The sequence below is a fragment of the Pseudomonas sp. A125 genome (assembly GCF_055409485.1).
Map to the genome: position 1 here is coordinate 105,623 of NZ_JBUZVP010000004.1, position 22,131 is coordinate 127,753.

General features: G+C 61.6%; 17 protein-coding genes and 1 pseudogene. 11 read left to right on the plus strand and 7 right to left on the minus strand.

What is annotated here, in order from left to right:
- Positions 1-23 precede the first annotated feature (23 nt).
- From ACZRN6_RS07240 to pilM, 3 genes and pseudogenes are all read right to left on the minus strand, one after another.
- Positions 24-1,037 (minus strand): pilus assembly protein PilP, encoded by a 1,014-nt coding sequence (locus tag ACZRN6_RS07240; protein WP_464007577.1) that lies wholly within the window; start codon positions 1,035-1,037, stop codon positions 24-26.
- Entirely contained in the window at positions 1,034-1,585 is a 552-nt protein-coding gene (locus ACZRN6_RS07245; RefSeq protein WP_322142894.1) for a PilN domain-containing protein, read from the minus strand. The genes ACZRN6_RS07240 and ACZRN6_RS07245 overlap by 4 nt, the downstream gene beginning before the upstream one ends.
- A pseudogene (gene pilM / locus ACZRN6_RS07250) lies at positions 1,585-2,237 on the minus strand (type IV pilus biogenesis protein PilM). Before pilM ends, ACZRN6_RS07245 begins: the two are co-directional and overlap by 1 nt.
- Positions 2,238-2,457: 220 nt before the next feature.
- On the opposite strand from pilM, the gene ACZRN6_RS07255 reads away from it, so the two are divergent.
- A complete protein-coding gene (locus ACZRN6_RS07255) occupies positions 2,458-4,914 on the plus strand; it encodes a penicillin-binding protein 1A (protein WP_464007673.1) in 2,457 nt (818 codons plus the stop codon).
- Between the two features lie 176 nt (positions 4,915-5,090).
- Here ACZRN6_RS07255 and ACZRN6_RS07260 read toward each other — a convergent pair whose 3' ends face one another.
- The 3 genes from ACZRN6_RS07260 to rpmE form a co-directional block, all read right to left on the minus strand.
- Positions 5,091-6,359, minus strand: coding sequence for a malic enzyme-like NAD(P)-binding protein (locus tag ACZRN6_RS07260; RefSeq protein ID WP_322142891.1), 1,269 nt, complete (start codon positions 6,357-6,359; stop codon positions 5,091-5,093).
- Positions 6,360-6,541: 182 nt separating this feature from the next.
- Complete coding sequence (locus tag ACZRN6_RS07265; protein ID WP_464007578.1) at positions 6,542-7,360, minus strand: thermonuclease family protein; 819 nt, start codon at positions 7,358-7,360, stop codon at positions 6,542-6,544.
- Between the two features lie 10 nt (positions 7,361-7,370).
- Entirely contained in the window at positions 7,371-7,613 is a 243-nt protein-coding gene (gene rpmE, locus ACZRN6_RS07270; protein ID WP_076018081.1) for a 50S ribosomal protein L31, read from the minus strand.
- A gap of 295 nt (positions 7,614-7,908) precedes the next feature.
- Here rpmE and ACZRN6_RS07275 point away from each other — a divergent pair, with 295 nt between their 5' ends.
- The 10 genes from ACZRN6_RS07275 to ACZRN6_RS07320 all read left to right on the plus strand — a co-directional run bounded on the left by ACZRN6_RS07275 (position 7,909) and on the right by ACZRN6_RS07320 (position 20,993).
- Entirely contained in the window at positions 7,909-10,128 is a 2,220-nt protein-coding gene (locus ACZRN6_RS07275; protein ID WP_464007579.1) for a primosomal protein N', read from the plus strand.
- 252 nt (positions 10,129-10,380) lie between these two features.
- Positions 10,381-12,117, plus strand: coding sequence for an arginine--tRNA ligase (gene argS, locus ACZRN6_RS07280; RefSeq protein ID WP_464007580.1), 1,737 nt, complete (start codon positions 10,381-10,383; stop codon positions 12,115-12,117).
- A gap of 1 nt (position 12,118) precedes the next feature.
- The gene (locus tag ACZRN6_RS07285; protein ID WP_177088684.1) at positions 12,119-12,823 is read left to right on the plus strand and encodes an SPOR domain-containing protein; all 705 of its coding nucleotides are present in this window, start codon (positions 12,119-12,121) and stop codon (positions 12,821-12,823) included.
- Positions 12,824-13,096: 273 nt separating this feature from the next.
- A complete protein-coding gene (hslV, locus tag ACZRN6_RS07290) occupies positions 13,097-13,627 on the plus strand; it encodes an ATP-dependent protease subunit HslV (protein ID WP_088423058.1) in 531 nt (176 codons plus the stop codon).
- 38 nt (positions 13,628-13,665) lie between these two features.
- The gene (hslU, locus tag ACZRN6_RS07295) at positions 13,666-15,003 is read left to right on the plus strand and encodes an ATP-dependent protease ATPase subunit HslU (RefSeq protein ID WP_322142887.1); all 1,338 of its coding nucleotides are present in this window, start codon (positions 13,666-13,668) and stop codon (positions 15,001-15,003) included.
- Positions 15,004-15,106: 103 nt separating this feature from the next.
- The gene (locus ACZRN6_RS07300) at positions 15,107-15,484 is read left to right on the plus strand and encodes a gamma-butyrobetaine hydroxylase family protein (RefSeq protein WP_322142886.1); all 378 of its coding nucleotides are present in this window, start codon (positions 15,107-15,109) and stop codon (positions 15,482-15,484) included.
- A 249-nt stretch (positions 15,485-15,733) separates the two neighbouring features.
- Positions 15,734-17,413, plus strand: coding sequence for a class II poly(R)-hydroxyalkanoic acid synthase (gene phaC, locus ACZRN6_RS07305; protein WP_322142885.1), 1,680 nt, complete (start codon positions 15,734-15,736; stop codon positions 17,411-17,413).
- A gap of 153 nt (positions 17,414-17,566) precedes the next feature.
- Complete coding sequence (gene phaZ, locus ACZRN6_RS07310) at positions 17,567-18,412, plus strand: poly(3-hydroxyalkanoate) depolymerase (protein ID WP_003209316.1); 846 nt, start codon at positions 17,567-17,569, stop codon at positions 18,410-18,412.
- A 247-nt stretch (positions 18,413-18,659) separates the two neighbouring features.
- On the plus strand, positions 18,660-20,342 hold the full coding sequence (gene phaC / locus ACZRN6_RS07315) for a class II poly(R)-hydroxyalkanoic acid synthase (RefSeq protein ID WP_464007581.1): 1,683 nt from the start codon (positions 18,660-18,662) through the stop codon (positions 20,340-20,342).
- A gap of 27 nt (positions 20,343-20,369) precedes the next feature.
- Positions 20,370-20,993 (plus strand): TetR/AcrR family transcriptional regulator, encoded by a 624-nt coding sequence (locus tag ACZRN6_RS07320; protein ID WP_322142883.1) that lies wholly within the window; start codon positions 20,370-20,372, stop codon positions 20,991-20,993.
- Between the two features lie 145 nt (positions 20,994-21,138).
- On the opposite strand, the gene ACZRN6_RS07325 is transcribed toward ACZRN6_RS07320, so the two are convergent.
- Positions 21,139-22,119, minus strand: a complete 981-nt coding sequence (locus ACZRN6_RS07325) for a phasin family protein (RefSeq protein ID WP_322142882.1) — start codon at positions 22,117-22,119, stop codon at positions 21,139-21,141.
- Positions 22,120-22,131: the final 12 nt, after the last annotated feature.

Genomic DNA, 22,131 nt, shown 5'->3' on the forward strand with positions numbered 1-22,131 from the left:
GTCCTTTTCATTGTTTGTTTCCGTTATGAGTTGACGTTGTTCAGGGCAAGGATTTGTGAGCGTTCCAGCCAGGCGCCCTGGCCGTCCGGAAAAAGCTCGGCCAGTTCGACATGGGCGTCATGAATCGCCGTGATGCGCCCGTGGTGCGGGCCCAGGTAGTCGCCGATTGCCAGGCGATGGATCGACGATGCTCCGCGCAGCAGGGCAAAGGTTTGGGCCCCCATGGACAAGGTGCCGACCATTTCGAACTGATCGACGGCGAATCCCTCAAGCATCGCGCGCGGCCTGGCGAGATCAGGCCCGGCAGCCGGGCGCCCGACTGGACGTACAGACTGGCGAGTGGTTGGCTGGAAGGGATCGCGCAAGGAGGCAAAGTCGTAGGCCACGGGCTGCTGCGGCCCGGATTCGGCGACAGGCTGCGACAGCTCGCGCCTGCCCGCCTGAGGGTTGTAGCGATAAATTTTCGCCACCAGGCTCAACCGTAACAAAGAAGGTTCGACATGGCTGAACGCCAGGTCATGCACCGTGACAACCCTCGGTAAACCAGCCATGCCATTGATGAACGACGCCAGGTCGTGAAAAGTCCCGGTGACGCTTATCTGCAGGGGTGATTCGATGTACAGGGGCCGGGGCTGCTCATCCAGAAGCTCGATGGCCTCCAGCACCAGGCCATTGGCGGCGCCCAGCCGGGCGATGTCTTCAAGCAGGCCTGGCACTTCGGTATTGGCAGGCAACTGGCGCAACAGGTTGTCGAAACTGCCTTGCATGGTTTCCAGTGCGTGGGCCTGGGATTCAAGGCCGAACGCCTGGCTGGTTGTTAACGCTACCTGCTGCTCAAGCGCCACTTGCTGCGCCTCAAGCGCGTGCAGTTGCTCCCGCGACCCGCTCAAGTAGAAGGTGTTGCCCACGACCCACAGCAGGCCAACCAGCGCGCCGCCCAGCAACGCCTTGCCGGGTAGGGGCCAGTTGGCGGCGTTTCGGTAGAGTTGGGCGATTTCGGGTTCCATCAGCCTTGCCAGGCCTGACAACCCGCTCATTGGCGCGCCTCATCCAAGTGACCATGGCGAACCGTCAACTGAAAGCCATTGTCGTTGCCGTCCTGCGCGGCGCGAACCCGCTGAAGCCTTGGCGCCCGCAAGTCATCGGCAGCCTCAAGACCACGCACCAGCTGGGCAATGTCATGGTTTGACTCGGCAGTGCCGCTGATCGAAACGGCACCACCCTCAACGCTTACCTCGCGCAACTGCACGCCGTCCGGTACGGCACGCGCCAACTGGCCCAGCAGTTGAGCACCCGCCGAACGATCATCCTGCAAACCCTGCACAACCTTCATCCGCTCCATCAACTGCTGGCGCTGTTCATGCAACTCGTCGATGGCCTTGATCCTGGAGTCGAGCCCGGTGACACCCTGGCTCAACTGGCTGTTGCGGGCCAATTGCCGATCGATCGCACGACCGATCACCTGGTCTGCCAGCCACACCGTTGCCAGCGCCACAGCCGCAGCCCCGAGCAAGAACACCAGAAAGTATTTGCGTCGCCGCTCGTTGCGCTCTGCCCGCCACGGCAGCAGGTTGATTCGTGTCATCAGTCGAAACTCCTCAGGGCCAACCCGCAGGCCACTTCCATTCCCTGGGCATCCACCGCCCATTGAGCGCCATCGACGCGACGGCCCGGCGTGATGCTGTCCGAAGCCTGCCTGCCCGCGCGGGCCAATGCAAATGCTTCGACATCGACGATCGCGTCGCCAGGCCCGCCAGGGCCAGAACCGCCTCACGGGCTTCGACCTGTTCCTTGAGGCAGGTGGCAAGCAATACGTCGACGCGCTGCGGATCATGGGCCGATGGCCCCTGGATGTGAAAGTCGATGGCCACATCCTCTAACGGATAAGGAATGTACTGGTCGGCCTCGGTGTGGATCCGGCGCACCATTTCAGCATCAGTAAGCCCCGCCTCCATTTCCAGTACGCGGGTGATTACCGAGGGCCCGGCCACAGCCACGGCAGCATGGCGCAGTGAGGTCTGCGCCTGTACCAGCGCCCTGGAAAGCGCCTGCGCCACACCCTCAAAATCAACCACGCTGCTATCGACCACCGCATGGGCCGGCAACGGTTGCATGGCATACCCCCTGACGCGGTAGCCGCTGCCCGAAACCTCGAGTTCCACCAGCCGGACGCAGGTGTCGTTGATGTCGACACCCAGGACCGCATCGGCTTTTCGCCTGAAAAATCCCTTTCGCATAAAACTCCCCAAAACTTTCCCTGTCTTACGGACTGATTGCTGCCAGGTTTCATGCATTCGGTCGGCTTGTATGAGCGGCGCGAATGACGCCCCAAGCCGAAAAATGCTTTAATGCCCAGCGTTTTTTCCCGCGTTTATCTGCTGGCCGGGTCGAGCCACCGCTTGCCGTGCATGCCCCGACGCCTAACCCTTTCTTTTCCTTGGAAATCCAAAAGCCTTGATTCGTCTGCTGAAGTTTTTCGGGTACTCCATTGTCGCGATCGTCTGCGGGCTGATGCTCGTGTTCAGCGGGGCCTATCTCTACCTTAGTCCGGGTTTGCCCTCCGTAGAGGCCCTGAGAAGTATCCAGTTGCAGATTCCTTTGCGGGTCTACAGCAGCGATGAAAAATTGATCGCGGAGTTCGGCGAAATGCGCCGCACCCCGATCCGTTTCGCCGACATTCCACCCAATTTCATCAACGCCCTGCTGTCGGCTGAAGACGATAATTTCGCCAATCACTATGGCGTCGACCCCAGCAGCTTGGTGCGGGCCGCCACGCAGTTGGTAAAAAGCGGACACATTCAATCCGGTGGCAGCACCATCACCATGCAGGTGGCGAAGAATTTCTTCCTCACCAGCGAGCGCAGTTTTTCGCGCAAGGCCACGGAGATTCTCCTGGCGCTGCAGATCGAACGACAGCTGACCAAGGACGAAATCCTCGAGCTGTACGTGAACAAGATCTACCTCGGCAACCGTGCCTACGGCATCGAGGCGGCGTCCCAGGTCTACTACGGCAAGTCGATCCGTGACGCCAGCCTGGCGCAGATGGCGATGATTGCCGGCCTGCCCAAGGCTCCTTCGCGCTTCAACCCGCTGGCCAACCCGGCGCGCAGCAAAGAACGTCGCGACTGGATCCTGGGCCGCATGTACAAGCTGGGCAAGATCGACCAGGCCGCGTACGAAAGTGCGGTGGCCGAGCCGTTGAACGCCAGCTACCACGTGCCGACGCCGGAAGTGAATGCCCCGTACATCGCGGAAATGGCCCGTGCCGAGATGGTCGGCCGTTATGGCAGCGAGGCGTACACCGAAGGCTTTCGCGTGACCACCACGATTCCGAGCAACCTGCAGGATATCGCCAACAAATCGGTGCACGACGGCCTGGTCGCCTACGATCAGCGCCACGGCTACCGTGGCCCCGAATCGCGCCTGCCGGGCAAGACCCTGAGCGCCTGGACCGTCGAGTTGGGCAAGCAGCGCCCAATCAGCGGCCTTGAGCCCGCCATCGTCACCCAGGTGAAGAAAGATGGGGTGCAGGTACTGACCCGCACCGGCGAAGAGCATGTGTCGTGGGACAGCATGAAATGGGCTCGCCCCTTCCTGAACACCAACAGCATGGGTGCGATGCCCAAGCAGCCGTCGGACGTGGCGCAGGTCGGTGACCTGATCCGCGTGCAGCGCCAGAAAGACGACAGCCTGAAATTCAGCCAGGTGCCGGTGGCACAGGGCGCACTCGTGTCGCTTGACCCGCAGAACGGTGCGATCCGCGCCCTGGTCGGCGGTTTTGCCTTCGAACAGAGCAACTACAACCGCGCCACCCAGGCCAAGCGCCAGCCGGGTTCGAGCTTCAAGCCGTTTATCTACAGCGCTGCCCTGGACAACGGCTATACCGCCGCCAGCCTGGTCAACGATGCACCGATCGTGTTTGTCGACGAGTACCTGGACAAGGTCTGGCGTCCAAAGAACGACACCAACACCTTCCTCGGCCCGATCCGCGTCCGCGAGGCGCTGTACAAGTCGCGTAACCTGGTGTCGATCCGCCTGCTGCAAGCGATGGGTGTAGGCAAGACCATCGACTACATCACCCGGTTCGGCTTCAACAAGCAGGACCTGCCACCGAACCTGTCCCTGGCACTCGGTACCGCCACGCTGACGCCGATGGAAATCGCCACCGGCTGGAGCACCTTTGCCAACGGCGGCTACAAGATCACGCCGTACCTGATCGACAAGATCGAAAGCCGTAACGGCGAAACCCTGTTCACCGCCAACCCGCCGCGCGTACCGGGCGATGTGGTCAACGGCGTTGCAGCCACTGACGGCCAGGCAGCCCCGAGCAATGGCGGCATCACCATCAATCCGACACCTGGCGAAGCTCCGGCAGCCGGCGCACCTGCCGCACCGCAAGCGCCCGCGGTGGCCGAACGTGTTGTGGATGGCCGTACTACCTACATCCTCAACAGCATCCTGGAAGACGTGATCAAGAAAGGCACCGGCCGTCGCGCACTGGCCTTGGGCCGCGCCGACATCGCCGGCAAGACCGGTACCACCAACGATTCCAAGGATGCGTGGTTCTCGGGCTACAACGCCGACTACGTGACCACCGTATGGACCGGTTACGACCAACCGGAAAGCCTCGGTCGCCGGGAGTTCGGCGGTACTGTCGCGCTGCCGATCTGGATGAGCTACATGGGCGCCGCGTTGAAGGATATGCCGCTGCATACCCAGCCGGAGCCGGAAGGCATTCTTAGCCTGCGGATCGACCCGGTCAGCGGGCGTGCGGCAGCGCCGAGCACGCCGAACGCGTACTTCGAGCTGTTCAAGAGCGAAGACACGCCGCCATCGGTCAATGAGTTGGGCAATGGCGTTGCACCGGGCAGCCCGCTGCCGGCGGATGAAGCGGCGCCGATCGACTTGTTCTAACGCAAATCCCCTGTGGGAGCGGGCTTGCTGTGGTGAGGGGGCTTGTCCCCCGTCGGGTTCACCACAGCAAGCCCGGCCCCCACATTTGGATCGTCGCAAGCCTTGAACTGATCAACAGGCAACAAAAAGCCCCGACTCGCAAGAGCCGGGGCTTTTTGTTGGTGCGCTACAACGGATTAGCCGTTGAACACATCATCCACGCTTTTCAGCGGGTAGTTCTTCGGATACGGCAGGGTGGCCACACCGGTCTCGATCGCAGCTTTAGCCACGGCATCGGAGATCAGGGTGATCAGGCGCTTGTCCATTGGCTTGGGAATGATGTACTCACGACCGAATTCCAGTTTGGCGCCACCGTAGGCGTCGCATACATCCTGAGGCACCGGCAGCTTGGCCAGTTCACGCAGGGCGTTGGCGGCCGCTACTTTCATCTCTTCGTTGATGCGCTTGGCGCGAACGTCCAGGGCACCACGGAAGATGAACGGGAAGCCCAGCACGTTGTTGACCTGGTTCGGGTAGTCCGAACGGCCGGTGGCCATGATCACGTCGTCACGGGTGGCGTGGGCCAGTTCCGGGGAGATCTCCGGGTCCGGGTTGGAGCACGCGAACACGATCGGGTTGGCCGCCATGGACTTGAGGCCTTCGGCGCTCAACAGGTTCGGGCCGGACAGGCCAACGAACACGTCTGCACCGTCAAGGGCGTCAGCCAGGGTACGTTTGGAGGACGGATGCGCGAACATCGCCTTGTACTGGTTCAGGTCGGTACGCTCGGACTGCACAACGCCCTTGCTGTCGACCATGTAGATGTTTTCCAGCTTGGCGCCCATGCTCACCAGCAACTTCATGCAGGAGATGGCTGCAGCGCCGGCGCCCAGGCAAACGATCTTGGCTTCGCCGAGGGTTTTGCCTGCGATTTCCAGGGCGTTGATCATGCCGGCCGCGGTAACGATCGCGGTGCCGTGCTGGTCATCGTGGAATACCGGGATGTCGCACTGCTCGATCAGGGCCTTTTCGATCTCGAAGCACTCAGGTGCCTTGATGTCTTCCAGGTTGATACCACCGAAGGTGATGGAGATGCGCTTTACGGTGTCGATGAAAGCCTGTGGGCTTTCGGAATCGACTTCGATGTCGAATACGTCAATGCCGGCGAAGCGCTTGAACAGCACGCCCTTACCTTCCATGACTGGCTTGGAAGCCAATGGGCCAAGGTTACCCAGGCCGAGGATCGCGGTGCCATCAGAGATCACTGCAACCAGGTTGCCTTTACCGGTGTACTTGTAAGCCAGTTCAGGGTCGCGGGCGATTTCACGTACGGGCTCGGCAACGCCAGGGCTGTAGGCCAGCGACAGGTCGCGGGCGGTGGCAGTGGCTTTGGTGAGCTCTACACTCAGCTTTCCTGGACGAGGATGGGCATGATATTCGAGAGCGGCAGTTTTCAAATCAGACATATCGGCATTCCGCTTTTACTGTTGGTCGACGGACCGCCGAGGATACGCGTGTCGCAAAGTCCCCACAAGACTGGGCAGTCACAGGTGTCAAGGGCCCTGCCCTACGACTTTTGGCCAAGAGCCACGGGATACAAGGGCTCAACTGTTCACAATCATACGAAAAAATGTCTACAATTTTTTTCTTAGGGTGCTTGCTGAAACATACCGGGATCAGTCAATGGCAGTAGCCAGCGCGCCTGGCCCTTTTTCAGGCCCTCGCGTCGGGAGCGGTCCAGCACCCAGCCGCGGGCCTCGATGGACTGGCCCTGCAAACCCTTCAGCAACGCACCGTCGAATCGGCCCGCCAGATTGGGCGCAATGCGTAATACCAGTGAGCCCTGCAGCTCAATCCAGACTCCGCCGCGATTGCGCTCGACTTTGCTCACCTGGCCGCTGACCACCGCAAAACCCGAGCGCCGGACCTTCGCTGCATCTATCACCGGTGACTGGCGCCACACCCCTAAACGGGCAAGGCGGGCGCTGCGTTCGGCGGCTTGCTGGCAGGCGACCAGCTCCACGTTCGGCGCGACCGCCACTTGGAAGCCGAGGCCTTCGGCGAGCAACTGCGCCTCCAGGTTCGCCCCGTTGGCACCGTAGAGGTGGGCCAGGGTGCGCCCGTAACGGTCCTTGCCCTCCCGGCCGGGCACCACGCCAACTCGCCCGTTGCTCGCATCCACCAGGCGTTTCAAGCGCTCGCGAGCGGCCACGGCGAAGGGCTCGTCAGAGCGTCCCTTCTTGCCGGTTTCCGGGGCATTGATGCCGATCATACGCACGCTACGGCCGTCCTTGAGGCGCACGGTGTCGCCGTCCACCACCCGCTGCACGTCGAAGGTGACCACGGACGATGGCGCAGGGCAGAACACCTGCGCCTGGGCGGGCGCCAGCCAAATCGCAGACACAAAAAAGGCGCCCGCAAGGGGCGCCTTTTTTATCAACACAGAAAAGCCAAACTGGCTTTTCAAGCCGATCGCCTTACTCAGCTTCTGGAGCTGGAGCAGCAGTTTTAGCTGCGCCGAAAGCACCGAAACGGGTCTTGAAGCGATCAACACGGCCGCCAATATCCAGAGTCTTCTGCTTACCGGTGTAGAACGGGTGGCACTCGTTGCACACGTCGATTGGCAGAGCTTTGCCGAAAGTCGAACGGGTTTCGAACTTGTTACCGCAGCTGCAGGTAACGTCGATGGCAACATAGTTTGGATGGATATCGGCTTTCATGGTGTATTCCTCAGGCTAGCGTGCCGCCAATCAACACTATTGTTGAATACCGCACGTAATTAGGCCGCGGATTCTACCAGACCTTTTTAAACGCGCAAGAAGCACTACGCCCCCTTTCATCAGAAAAGCGTGGCATACACAAGGCCCTGTGGGAGCCGGGCTTGCCCGCGATGCAGGCGCTGCGGTCTCTCAGGCGCACCGTATCGACTATCGCGAGCAAGCACGGCTCCCACATCCACCGCTGGTCTGCTAGGCTCGCGCCCTTCTTCACCGCCCGCCATATGAGAACCCCCGCGTGCCCGACGCCATTTTGCGCCTCGCCCTGCCCTCGCCCCTGCGCCGCCTGTTCGATTATCGGGCACCTGCCGGCGTATTGCGGTCGCAGTTGCAGCCCGGCATGCGCGTGCGGGTGCCGTTTGGCCGGCGGGAGATGATCGGCATTCTGGTGGAAGTCGCCGATCACAGCGAAGTGCCCGCCGAGAAACTCAAGCCCGCGGTGGCGATCCTCGACAGCACGCCGCCATTACCCCCCGCGCTGTTCAAGCTGTGCCTGTGGACTTCGCAGTACTACCAGCACAGCCTCGGCGACACCTTGAGCTGGGCGCTGCCGGTGCTGTTGCGCCAGGGCGAACTGGCCGAGGCGCGCCAGGAGCGTTTCTGGTCGATGGTGCCGGGGGCGCGCATGGACGACCCACGCATCGCCCGCGCCCCGCGCCAGCGTGAAGCCCTGGCGACGCTGGCCCAGCATCCCCATGGCGTCGCCCATCAGCTATTAAGCAAGCTGATGTTGAGCAAGGACAGCCTGGACTTGCTGCTGGCCAAGGGCTTGGTACAGGTAGAGATTCGCAAGCACGCCCCCGGCGAGCGCCACGAACACTGGCTGGCCCAGCCAGAGTTGCCGCTCAACCCGGAACAACGCGCTGCCTACGAGGCGATTCGCGCCGGTTTCGACAGTTTCCATGCGTTTTTGCTGGCCGGCGTCACGGGCAGCGGCAAGACCGAAGTCTATTTGCAACTGATCCGCGAAACCCTCCAGGCAGGTAAACAGGCGCTGGTGCTGATCCCCGAGATCAACCTCGGCCCGCAAACCCTGGCGCGTTTCGAACAGCGCTTCAATGCACGCATCGCCCTCGTGCACTCGGCGGTCAACGACCGCGAGCGCCTGGAATCCTGGCTCGCCGCCCGGGACGGTGAGGCCGACATTATTATTGGTACCCGTTCGGCGCTGTTCACCCCGATGAAAAATCCCGGGCTGATCATCATCGACGAAGAACATGACGGCTCCTATAAACAGCAGGAAGGCCTGCGCTACCACGCCCGCGACCTGGCGCTGGTGCGCGCCCGCCAGGAAAACATCCCGATCGTGCTGGGTTCGGCCACGCCGTCCCTGGAAAGCCTGCACAATGCCTACACCGGGCGCTACGGCCTGCTGCGCCTCAACGAGCGTGCCGGCGGCGCCAAGCAGCCACGTTTCCTGCGCCTGGATGTGAAAAGTCGCCCACTGGACAGCGGCATTTCCGGGCCGATGCAGCAAGCCATCGGGCAAACCCTCGCGGCGGGCCAGCAAGTGCTGGTATTCCTCAACCGCCGAGGGTTTGCGCCGACGCTGCTGTGCCATGACTGCGGCTGGATGTCCGAGTGCAAGCGCTGCGATGCGCGAATGACCGTGCACCAGCGCTCCGGCGAACTGCGCTGCCATCACTGCGGCCACGTGGAACGCGTACCGCGTCACTGCCCGCAGTGCGGCAAAGTCGATTTGCGCCCGGTTGGCGCAGGCACCGAACGCGCCGAGGAACGGCTGGGGATTTTGTTCCCGGACTACCCGGTGCTGCGGGTCGACCGTGACAGCACCTCGCGCAAGGACGCGATGAATCAGCTGTTCGCCACCATTCAGAAGGGCCAGCCGTGCATTCTGGTGGGCACACAGATGCTTGCCAAAGGGCATCACTTCCCACGGGTGACCCTGGTGTCGATCCTGGATGCCGACGGCGGGCTGTTTTCCGGGGATTTTCGCGCCAGCGAGCGCATGGCCCAGCTTATCGTGCAGGTCGCAGGCCGTGCCGGGCGGGCTGAAGAGCCAGGCAAGGTGATCATCCAGACGCACCTGGCCGACCACCCGCTGCTGATTCAACTGACAGAACAAGGCTATTTTGCCTTCGCCGAACAGGCCTTGAGCGAACGTCGCTCCGCCGGCTTGCCGCCGTTTGCGCATCTAGCGCTGCTGCGGGCCGAGGCGCACAAGCCGGGGCAGGCCGAAGGTTTCCTGGATGAAGCGTGCAGCGCGGCTGAACGTTTGCTGGGTGAGCTGGGTCTGACCGGCATCGAATTGCTCGGCCCGGTGCCCGCGCCCATGGAGCGCCGCGCCGGTCGTTACCGCGCCCAGCTACTCTTGCAAGCCATTGCGCGTGCCCCGCTGCATCGTTTATTAAGCAGCTGGTTACTTGCCCTGGAGCAAATGCCCAGCGGTCGCCAAGTGAGATGGTCGTTGGACGTAGACCCGGTAGATTTGTACTAGACCCCTGTGGCGAGGGAGCTTGCTCCCGCTGGGCTGCGTAGAAGCCCCAAAAAAGCCGGGAGCGCTACGCACTCCAGCGGGAGCAAGCTCCCTCGCCACAGCAAGCTCCCTCGCCACAGCAAGCTCCCTCACCACAGGTTAATCGTCCGTCAAGGTCCAGCGAAGGTTGGCAAGCCCGCCCTCGCCACGGATAATGCCCAGTTTTTCCACCTGCGCATCGCGCGCCACCGCTTGCGGTCGAAAGAGAACACGATGAAAGACACCATTCGCCAGCTGATCCAACAAGCCATCACCCAACTCGTCAACGAAGGTGTGTTGCCTGAAGGCCTGACGCCGGCGATCCAGGTGGAAAATACCCGCGACAAGACCCACGGTGACTTCGCCAGCAACATTGCGATGATGCTGGCCAAGCCTGCCGGCCTGAAGCCGCGCGACCTGGCAGAAAAAATCATCGCCGCATTGCCGGACGACCCGCAGGTCACCAAGGCTGAAATCGCCGGCCCGGGCTTTATCAACTTTTTCCAGAATACCCAGGCCCTGGCGTCTCGCCTGGACGCAGCCCTGGCCGACGCCAAAATCGGCGTGCGCAAGGCTGGCCCGGCCCAACGCGTGGCCATCGACCTGTCGGCACCGAACCTGGCCAAGGAAATGCACGTGGGCCACCTGCGCTCCACCATCATCGGTGACGGCGTGGCGCGGGTCCTGGAGTTCCTCGGCGATGACGTGATCCGCCAGAACCACGTGGGCGACTGGGGTACCCAGTTCGGCATGCTGATGGCCTATCTGCAGGAAAACCCGATCACCAGCAACGAGCTGTCGGACCTGGAGAACTTCTACCGCGCCGCCAAGAAGCGTTTCGACGAATCCGAAGAATTCGCCGACCGCGCCCGTGGCCTGGTGGTCAAGCTGCAAGCCGGCGATGCCGAATGCCTGGAGCTGTGGAGCCGCTTCCGCGAGATCTCCTTGTCTCACTGCCAGGAAATCTACGAGCTGCTCAACGTCAAATTGACCATGGCCGACGTGATGGGCGAAAGCGCCTACAACGACGACCTGATCAATGTGGTCAACGACCTCAAGGCCAAGGGCCTGCTGGTTGAGAGCAACGGCGCGCAGTGCGTGTTCCTCGAAGAATTCAAGACCGCCGATGGCGAACCGCTGCCGGTGATCATCGTCAAGGCCGATGGCGGCTACCTTTACGCCACCACCGACCTGGCCGCCGTGCGCTACCGCAGTGGCGTGCTGAAAGCCGACCGCGCCCTGTACTTTGTTGACCAACGCCAGGCGCTGCACTTCCAGCAAGTGTTCGAAGTGGCACGCCGCGCCGGTTTCGTGACCCACCCGATGCAGATGGAACACATGGGCTTCGGCACCATGAACGGCGCCGACGGCCGCCCGTTCAAGACCCGTGACGGTGGCACCGTGAAGCTGATCGACCTGCTGAACGAAGCCCAGGAACGCGCCTACAACCTGGTGAAGGAAAAGAATCCGGAACTGGCCGAAGCCGACCTGCGCAACATCGCCCGCGTGGTAGGGATTGGCGCGGTGAAATACGCCGACCTGTCCAAGCACCGCACCAGCGACTACAGCTTCAACTTCGAACTGATGCTCAACTTCGAAGGCAACACCGCGCCATACCTGCTGTATGCCTACACCCGCGTGGCCGGCGTGTTCCGCAAGCTGGGCAAAGACTTCAGTGAAGTCCAGGGCCAGATCAACCTTGAGGCGCCACACGAGCAGGAACTGGCCGCCAAGCTGGCGCAATTCGGCGAAGTGCTGAACAGCGTCGGCGAAAAAGGCACCCCGCACATCCTCTGCACCTATTTGTACGAAGTCGCCGGTTTGTTCTCCAGCTTCTACGAGAACTGCCCGATCCTGACCGCAGACGACGAAGCCCAAAAGCAGAGCCGCCTGCGCCTCGCCGCACTGGCAGGACGGACCCTCAAGCAAGGCCTGGAGCTGTTGGGCCTGGAAACTCTGGAGCGTATGTAAGTTGGCTGCCAAGAAAAAACCTGCACCCAAGCGCGGCGCCAGCCGCTACCAGGCACCGGCGAAGAAACCTATCCCGGGCTGGTTGTGGATGGCCATCGGCCTGACGGTCGGCGCGTTTGTCGTGTTCCTGATGAAGCTCGACCCGGGTAAGGGCGATGACGTTAAACGCGTCAAACAAGAGCAGCAGAGGGCCACGAAAATGGCCGAAGCGAACAAGACGCCACCTAGCCCGACCGCGCCGGTAAAGCCGAAATACGACTTCTACACGCTGTTGCCGGAATCGGAAGTGATCGTGCCGCCGGACGCCGTGCCAGAAAAAACCCTGCCAACGCCGCAGCCTGTGCCGACCACGCCGGTAACGCCTGCAGAAGCGGCGAAAATCGACACAGCGCGAGCCCAGGCTGCGTTGGCCGGGATTACCCCGCCGCCACCGCCGCCGGTCGCCACCACCAAGGCAGCGCCGGTGACCAAGTTCTTCCTGCAGGCGGGTTCGTTCCCCAAACAGGCGGATGCAGACCGTGTGCGTGCGCAGATTATTCTGCTGGGGCAAGCGGTAACGGTTGAATCCGGCACGGTAAAAGATGCGACTTGGTATCGCGTATTGGTGGGGCCGTTCAGCAACCGTGAACAGCTGACCGTGGCTCAGAAGCAACTGGCCGGCGCCGGGTTTAGCAACCTGTTGTTACAACAACGTCAAAGCCGCTGATTCCACGACCAACGCAAAACCAATGTGGGGCCGGGCCTGCTGTAGTGAGCGGGCTTGCTGTGGTGAGCGGGCTTGCCCCGCGCTGGGCTGCGCAGCAGCCCCAAAACTGACCCACCACCCGTCTGAAAAAACACCATGTTCTGGTTGAAGCCGCTGCCCAGCCCAGCGCGGGGCAAGCCCGCTCACCACACGTCCTACAGTTGAAATCCCCTTCACCACCCCCATATGAGTTCCATCAGGGCATTTTCGCCCCGCAGCGTGGAGACTCTCCCCTTGACCACCATCGTTTCAGTTCGCCGCCACGGCAAAGTCGTCATGGGCGGCGACGGCCAGGTTTCACTTGGCAATACCGTGATGAAAGGCAACGCGAAAAAAGTCCGTCGCCTGTACCACGGCCAGGTCCTCGCCGGTTTCGCTGGCGCCACCGCTGACGCCTTCACCCTGTTCGAACGTTTCGAAGGCCAACTTGAAAAGCACCAGGGCCACCTGGTTCGTGCCGCCGTCGAGCTCGCCAAAGAATGGCGCACCGACCGCTCCCTCAGCCGCCTGGAAGCCATGCTGGCTGTCGCCAACAAAGACGCTTCCTTGATCATCACCGGCAACGGCGACGTGGTTGAACCCGAAGAAGGCCTGATCGCCATGGGTTCCGGCGGTGGCTATGCCCAGGCCGCGGCCAGCGCGCTGCTGAAGAAAACTGACCTGTCGGCCCGGGAAATCGTCGAGACTGCCCTGGGTATCGCTGGCGACATCTGTGTCTTCACCAACCACAACTTCACCATTGAGGAGCAGGACCTCGCCGAATAAGCCGCCGGCTTATTCCCGCTTGAGGGCCGCCACTAATTATGTCCATGACTCCCCGCGAAATCGTCCACGAACTCAATCGCCATATCATCGGCCAGGACGATGCCAAGCGCGCCGTTGCCATCGCCCTGCGTAACCGCTGGCGCCGGATGCAACTGCCCGAAGAATTGCGCGTTGAAGTAACCCCCAAAAACATCCTGATGATCGGCCCGACCGGTGTCGGTAAAACCGAGATCGCGCGGCGCCTGGCCAAGCTGGCCAACGCTCCGTTCATCAAGGTCGAAGCCACCAAGTTCACCGAAGTCGGCTACGTGGGCCGTGACGTCGAGTCGATCATTCGTGACTTGGCTGACGCTGCCCTGAAACTGCTGCGCGAGCAGGAAATGACCAAGGTCAGCCATCGCGCCGAAGACGCCGCCGAAGAACGCATCCTCGACGCCCTGCTGCCGCCGGCACGCATGGGGTTCAACGAAGACGCCGCGCCAAGCTCCGATTCCAACACCCGCCAGCTGTTCCGCAAACGCCTGCGTGAAGGCCAGCTGGACGACAAGGAAATCGAGATCGAAGTCGCCGAAGTGTCCGGCGTCGACATCTCCGCGCCGCCTGGCATGGAAGAAATGACCAGCCAGTTGCAGAACCTGTTCGCCAACATGGGCAAGGGCAAGAAAAAATCCCGCAAGCTCAAGGTCAAGGACGCGCTGAAACTGGTGCGTGACGAAGAGGCCGGGCGCCTGGTCAATGAGGAAGAGCTCAAGGCCAAGGCCCTGGAAGCGGTCGAGCAGCACGGCATCGTGTTTATCGACGAGATCGACAAGGTGGCCAAGCGCGGCAACTCCGGCGGCGTCGACGTGTCCCGCGAAGGCGTGCAGCGCGACCTGCTGCCGCTGATCGAAGGCTGCACCGTCAACACCAAGCTGGGCATGGTCAAGACCGACCACATCCTGTTTATCGCCTCCGGTGCGTTCCACCTGAGCAAGCCAAGCGACCTGGTGCCGGAACTGCAAGGCCGCCTGCCGATTCGGGTTGAACTCAAAGCGCTGACGCCGGGCGACTTCGAACGCATCCTCAGCGAGCCGCATGCGTCGCTGACCGAGCAATACCGCGAACTGCTGAAAACCGAAGGCCTGGCCATCGAGTTCTTGCCGGACGGAATCAAGCGCCTGGCCGAGATCGCCTGGCAGGTCAACGAGAAGACCGAGAACATCGGTGCCCGTCGCCTGCACACCCTGCTTGAGCGCCTGCTGGAGGAAGTGTCCTTCAGTGCCGGCGACATGGCGGGCGCGCAGAATGGCGAGGCGATCAAGATCGACGCCGAGTACGTCAACAGCCACCTGGGCGAATTGGCGCAGAACGAGGACCTGTCTCGTTATATCCTGTAGGCCATGTGAACCCCCTGTAGGAGCCCGGCTTGCCGGCGATGGCGATTTCAAGGTCGCCATTGCCGGCAAGCCGGGCTCCTACATGACCTGCTCGGATCCCGTCATGACCAAACTGCCTACTGCCATCAACCTGCACAAAGCCTCCAGGACACTGGGCCTTACCTACGGTCCCGACGAGGTGTATCAACTGCCCGCCGAATTCCTGCGGGTGCACTCCCCTTCCGCCGAGGTCCAGGGCCACGGCAAACCGATCCTGCAATTTGGCAAGCTCAATGTCGGCTTGAGCAAGATCGAACCCGCCGGCCAATACGCACTGAAATTGACCTTCGACGATGGCCATGACAGCGGGCTGTTCACCTGGGACTACCTCTACCAACTTGCCGTGCGTCAGGACGCACTGTGGGCCGATTATCTTGCCGAGCTCAAAGCAGCCGGAAAAACCCGCGACCCGAGCCAATCGGTCGTGCGGCTGATGCTCTAGCCCAGGCCTTTTGCTCATTAGTGGGCATTTTCTAATTCCATCTGCTTGAATGCCCCTCTGTCGTGGCCAACGATTGGCCCGCTTGCGAAAAAAATTAAACTCGGGTAACCAATGGAACTGGCAAGTTCCCTGCATTTGACGATGCGGTATTAACGGTCACCCGAGCAGTAGTACCAGGCTGTGCTGTGTGGCAAGTAGTGGTACACAGCGGTACCCGGTACTCGTCTGTCGGACAATGGAGCGTCGTAGATGAGTAACAAGAACAACGATGACTTGAAACGCCAGGCCTCGGAAAACACCCTGGGGCTGAACCCGATCATCGCGTTACGGAAAAAGGATTTGCTGGCATCCGCTCGGATGGTGCTGACCCAGGCCATCAAACAGCCGTTGCACAGCGTCAAGCACGTCGCGCATTTCGGCGTGGAGTTGAAGAACGTGGTGTTCGGCAAATCACAGCTGACACCCGAGGCCGACGACCGTCGCTTCAACGACCCGGCGTGGACCCAGAACCCGCTCTACAAACGTTACCTGCAAACCTACCTGGCGTGGCGCAAGGAGCTGCACGACTGGATCGGTGACAGCAACCTGTCGGAACACGACATCAGCCGCGGCCACTTCGTCATCAACCTGATGACCGAAGCCATGGCGCCCACCAACAGCGCGGCCAACCCGGCGGCGGTCAAACGCTTCTTCGAGACCGGCGGCAAGAGCCTGCTGGATGGCCTGTCGCACTTGGCCAAGGACATGGTGCACAACGGCGGCATGCCGAGCCAGGTCAACATGGGTGCCTTTGAAGTGGGCAAGAGCCTGGGCACCACCGAAGGCGCCGTGGTGTTTCGCAACGATGTGCTGGAGCTGATCCAGTACCGGCCGATCACCGAGCAGGTGCACGAACGCCCACTGCTGGTCGTGCCGCCGCAGATCAACAAGTTCTATGTATTCGACCTGAGCCCGGACAAGAGCCTGGCGCGCTTCTGCCTGCGCAATAACCAGCAGACGTTTATCGTCAGCTGGCGCAACCCGACCAAGGCCCAGCGCGAGTGGGGCCTGTCGACCTATATCGAGGCGCTCAAAGAAGCGGTCGATGTGGTGAGCGCGATTACCGGCAGCAAAGACATCAACATGCTCGGCGCCTGCTCCGGCGGCATCACCTGCACCGCCCTGCTGGGCCACTACGCCGCACTGGGCGAGAAGAAGGTCAACGCCCTGACCCTGCTGGTAAGCGTGCTGGACACCACCCTGGACACCCAAGTGGCGCTGTTCGTCGACGAACAAACCCTGGAAGCGGCCAAGCGCCATTCCTACCAGGCCGGCGTGCTCGAAGGCCGCGACATGGCCAAGGTGTTTGCCTGGATGCGCCCCAATGATCTGATCTGGAACTACTGGGTCAACAATTACCTGCTGGGCAACGAGCCGCCGGTGTTCGACATTCTGTTCTGGAACAACGACACCACGCGCTTGCCGGCTGCGTTCCACGGCGACCTGATCGAACTGTTCAAGAACAACCCGCTGATACGCGCCAATGCCCTGGAAGTGTGCGGTACACCGATCGACCTCAAGCAGGTCACCGCCGATATCTATTCTTTGGCCGGCACCAACGACCACATCACCCCGTGGCAGTCCTGCTACAAGTCGGCGCAGTTGTTTGGGGGCAAGGTCGAGTTTGTGCTGTCCAGCAGCGGGCATATCCAGAGCATCCTGAACCCGCCGGGCAACCCCAAATCGCGCTACCAGACCAGCGATACCCTGCCGGGCAAGGCCCTGGACTGGCAGGAGAATGCCACCAAGCACACCGATTCGTGGTGGCTGCACTGGCAGGCGTGGCAGGCCGAACGCTCGGGCAAGCTGAAAAAAGCGCCGACAGCACTGGGTAATAAAGCGTACGCAGCGGCTGAAGCGGCGCCGGGCACATACGTTCACGAAAGGTAGGCTGGAATAGGATCAAATGTGGGAGCTGGCTTGCCTGCGATGGCATCAACTCGGTGTGCCTGATACACCGCAGCGTCTGCATCGCAGGCAAACCAGACTCCCACATTGACCGTGTTCCCGCAGGGAAATAGCGCCATTTTGCAGGGTAAGCCCATGCCGCAACCGTTCATCTTCCGTACCATCGACCTGGATGGCCAAGCCATCCGCACGGCGGTGCGCCCGGGCAAGCCTCACTTGACGCCGTTGCTGATTTTCAACGGCATCGGCGCCAACCTTGAGTTGGTGTTTCCGTTCGTCCAGGCCCTGGACCCGGACCTGGAAGTGATTGCCTTTGATGTGCCAGGCGTCGGCGGTTCGTCGACGCCCAGCCGACCTTATCGCTTTCCCGGCCTGGCCAAGCTCACTGCGCGCATGCTCGATTACCTGGATTATGGCCAGGTCAACGCGGTGGGCGTTTCCTGGGGCGGCGCGCTGGCGCAGCAGTTTGCGTATGACTACCCGGAGCGCTGCAAGAAGCTGATTCTTGCCGCCACCGCCGCCGGGGCTTTCATGGTGCCGGGCAAACCGAAAGTCTTGTGGCTGATGGCCAGCCCCCGGCGCTATATCCAGCCGTCCCACGTGGTGCGCATTGCCCCGATGATCTACGGCGGCTCCTTCCGTCGGGATTCAAAACTGGCTGCCGAACACGCCAGCAAAGTCCGTTCGGCGGGCAAGCTGGGTTACTACTGGCAACTGTTCGCCGGGCTCGGCTGGACCAGCATCCACTGGCTGCACAAGATCAAGCAGCCGACCTTGGTGCTGGCCGGCGATGACGACCCGCTGATCCCGCTGATCAACATGCGCATGCTCGCCTGGCGCATTCCCAACGCCCAACTGCACATCATCGACGACGGCCATTTGTTCCTGATTACCCGGGCCGAGGCCGTGGCGCCGATCATCATGAAGTTTCTCCAGGAGGAACGCCTGCGCGCGGTGATCCATCCGCAACCCGCCCTATGAGCAAGCCCTCCGTAGCAGCTGTCGAGCGCCAGCGAGGCTGCGTCAGCCGCGACTCGGTCCTGCGCCAGGCTCATCATCGGCGGCGCGCTCAACGCAGCCTCGCTGGCGCTCGACAGCTACTACGGAATTACGAATCACGGGGGTTACAGGGAAGAAATTTTGGTCGCGCATAGGGTCACTTGGCCAGGACCGACTATGGTTCTGAATTGGCGTGCTTGTTGATGGCTTGACGAAGGAGTGTTGGCGCATGCGAGAAAGACCCGTATCGAACCCGGTGCCCACACCTGCCGCGTTCATCAATGCACAAAGCGCGATCACCGGCCTGCGCGGTCGGGATCTGCTCTCGACCCTGCGCAGCGTTGCCGCACACGGCTTGCGCAACCCGATGCACACCGCCCGGCACGCGTTGAAGTTAGGCGGGCAATTACGCCGGGTATTGCTCGGGGAAACGGTGCACGAGCCAAACCCGGCCGACAACCGCTTCGCCGACCCGACCTGGCAACTCAACCCGTTTTATCGACGTAGCCTGCAGGCCTACTTGAGCTGGCAAAAACAAACCCGTCACTGGATCGACGACAGCAACCTCGGCGCCGACGACCGGGCTCGGGCACATTTTGCCTTTTCCCTGCTCAACGATGCGGTGTCACCGTCCAACACGCTGCTCAACCCGCTGGCGATCAAAGAGCTGCTCAACTCCGGCGGCAACAGCGTGGTGCGCGGCGCCAGCAACCTGCTTGACGACCTGCTGCACAACAACGGCTTGCCACGCCAGGTGACCAAGCAGGCCTTCGAAGTCGGCAAGACCGTCGCCACCACGCCCGGCTCGGTGGTGTTTCGCAATGAGCTGCTGGAGCTGATCCAGTACAAGCCCATGAGCGAAAAACAGTACGCCAAGCCGCTGCTGATCGTGCCGCCGCAAATCAACAAGTACTACATATTCGACCTGAGCCCGAACAACAGTTTCGTCCAGTTCGCCCTGAAAAACGGCCTGCAAGTATTCATGGTCAGCTGGCGCAACCCGGATGTACGCCATCGCGAATGGGGCCTGTCCACCTACGTCGCCGCCCTGGAAGAAGCACTGAACGTGTGCCGCGCAATCACCGGTGCGCGCGAGGTCAACCTGATGGGCGCCTGCGCCGGTGGCCTGACCATCGCCGCGTTGCAAGGCCACCTGCAGGCCAAGCGCCAGTTGCGCCGCATCTCCAGCGCCAGCTACCTGGTGAGCCTGCTGGACAGCCAGATTGACGGCCCCGCCATGCTGTTCGCCGACGAGCAAACCCTGGAAGCCGCCAAGCGCCGTTCCTATCAACAAGGCGTGCTCGATGGCCGCGACATGGCCAAGGTGTTCGCCTGGATGCGCCCCAATGACCTGATCTGGAATTACTGGATCAACAACTACCTGCTGGGCAAGGAACCGCCGGCGTTCGACATCCTGTACTGGAACAACGACAACACCCGCCTGCCCGCCGCGCTGCATGGCGACTTGCTGGACTTCTTCAAGCACAACCCACTGAGCCATCCCGGCGGCCTGGAAGTCTGCGGCACGCCCGTTGACTTGCAGAAGGTCACGGTGGACAGCTTCAGTGTGGCCGGGATCAACGACCACATCACGCCGTGGGACGCGGTGTACCGCTCCACCCAACTGCTGGGCGGCGACAAGCGCTTCGTGCTGTCCAACAGCGGGCATATCCAGAGCATCCTCAACCCGCCGGGCAACCCCAAGGCCAACTATGTCGAGAACCTCAAGTTGAGCAGCGACCCGCGCGCCTGGTACTACGACGCCAGTCACGTCGAAGGCAGCTGGTGGCCCAATTGGCTGGCGTGGATCCAACAGCGCTCCGGCGTGCAGCGCGAAACCCTGACCGCCCTGGGCAACCAGAATTACCCACCGATGGAAGCGGCGCCGGGCACGTATGTGCGAGTCCGCTAAACCCAACGACGATTTTAAGAAGACTGGATGAAGACCCGCGACCGTATCCTTGAATGTGCCTTGCAGTTGTTCAACCACAAGGGCGAGCCGAACGTGTCGACCATGGAGGTGGCCAATGAAATGGGGATCAGCCCAGGCAATCTCTATTACCACTTCCATGGCAAGGAGCCGCTGGTGCTTGGGCTGTTCGAACGATTCCAGGCCGAGTTGGCGCCGTTGCTCGACCCGCCCGAGGACGCCCAACTGGCGGCCGAGGATTACTGGCTGTTTTTGCACCTGATCGTGGAGCGCATGGCGCACTACCGGTTTCTGTTCCAAGACCTGTCGAACCTGGCGGGGCGCTTGCCGAAACTGGCCAAGGGCATTCGCAACCTGCTGACGGCGCTCAAGCGCACACTGGCCTCTTTACTGGCACGGCTCAAGACGAATGGGCAGTTGGTCAGTGACACCCAGGCGCTGGGCCAATTGGTGGAACAGATCACCATGACCCTGCTGTTTTCCCTGGACTACCAACGGATTCTCGACCGTGAAGGTGAGGTACGCGTGGTGGTGTACCAGATCATGATGTTGGTGGCGCCGCATCTGCTGATGCCGGCAAGGTTGGCGACAGAGCGGTTGGCGCTCAGGTACCTGGACGACTCGAATATCTGAAACGACCCCGGCCAAATGTGGGAGCCGGGCTTGCCCGCGATAGCATCGCCTCGGTATGTCAGTTACACCGAGGTGATGCTATCGCGGGCAAGCCCGGCTCCCACAAACCTTCGCAGGCCGGGCGTTTTTATGTGTCCCGTAAAAATCAGGACTGACTGGTAGGCGTCGGGGTTGCCGGCGTTGCAGTCGGGGTAACAGCAGGCGTCGGTGGCGTGACCGAGTTGGTCGCCGGCGCTGTAGTTGCAGGCTTGGCCGCTACCGCTGGCTTCGGCGCTGCTGGCTTTTTGGCTACGGCAGGCTTCTTCGCCGCGGCCGGTTTTGCAGCTGGCTTGGCCGCTGCAGGTTTTGCAGCAGCAGGCTTGGCGGCGGGTTTGGCAGCAACCGGCTTGGCTGCAGGTTTGGCGGCGGCGGTTTTAGCCGCAGGCTTGGCTGCTGCTTTTGCTACCGGCTTGGCTGCAGGTTTCGCCGCAGGTTTTGCAGCTGCTTTAGCGGCCACTGGTTTAGCGGCAGGCTTGGCGGCCGGTTTAGCCGCTGCGGTTTTAGCCGCAGGCTTGGCAGCCGGTTTAGCCGCAGCTTTGGCAGGCGCCTTGGCGGCTGGCTTGGCAGCCGGTTTGGCGGCGGCCTTGACCAGAGGTTTGGCGGCTGTTTTTACCGCGGGCTTGGCCGCAGCCGTTTTCGCGACAGGCTTGGCAGCCGGTTTAACCGCTGCAGTTTTAGCCGCAACTGGCGCAACTTTCGCGCCGGTGAGTTTTTCGATTTGCCGGGTCAATGTATCAACCTTGCTGTGCAGCGCTTTCACTTCAGTACGGCTAGGCACGCCCAGTCGCGAAATGGCACTGTTCAGGCGCTTGTCAAAAGCCCCTTCCAGTTCGCCCCACTTGTCGCTGATACGCGATTTGGCAGAACCGGCGGAAGCCTTTGCCGCATCGACTTGTTTACCCACTGTGCTCTTGGTCAACTTCTCGGCCTTCTCGCCGTCTTTAACCAAAGTCTCGAAGTATTTGCCGCCGTCACTGCTCACCTTCGAGTACACGCCTAAACCGGCCAGCCAGATCTTGCGGGAGTATTTTTCAACTTCCCCAATCCACGAGCTGCCTTCTTTATCAGTAGTCTTTTTACCAGCCATCCCGTTGTCTCC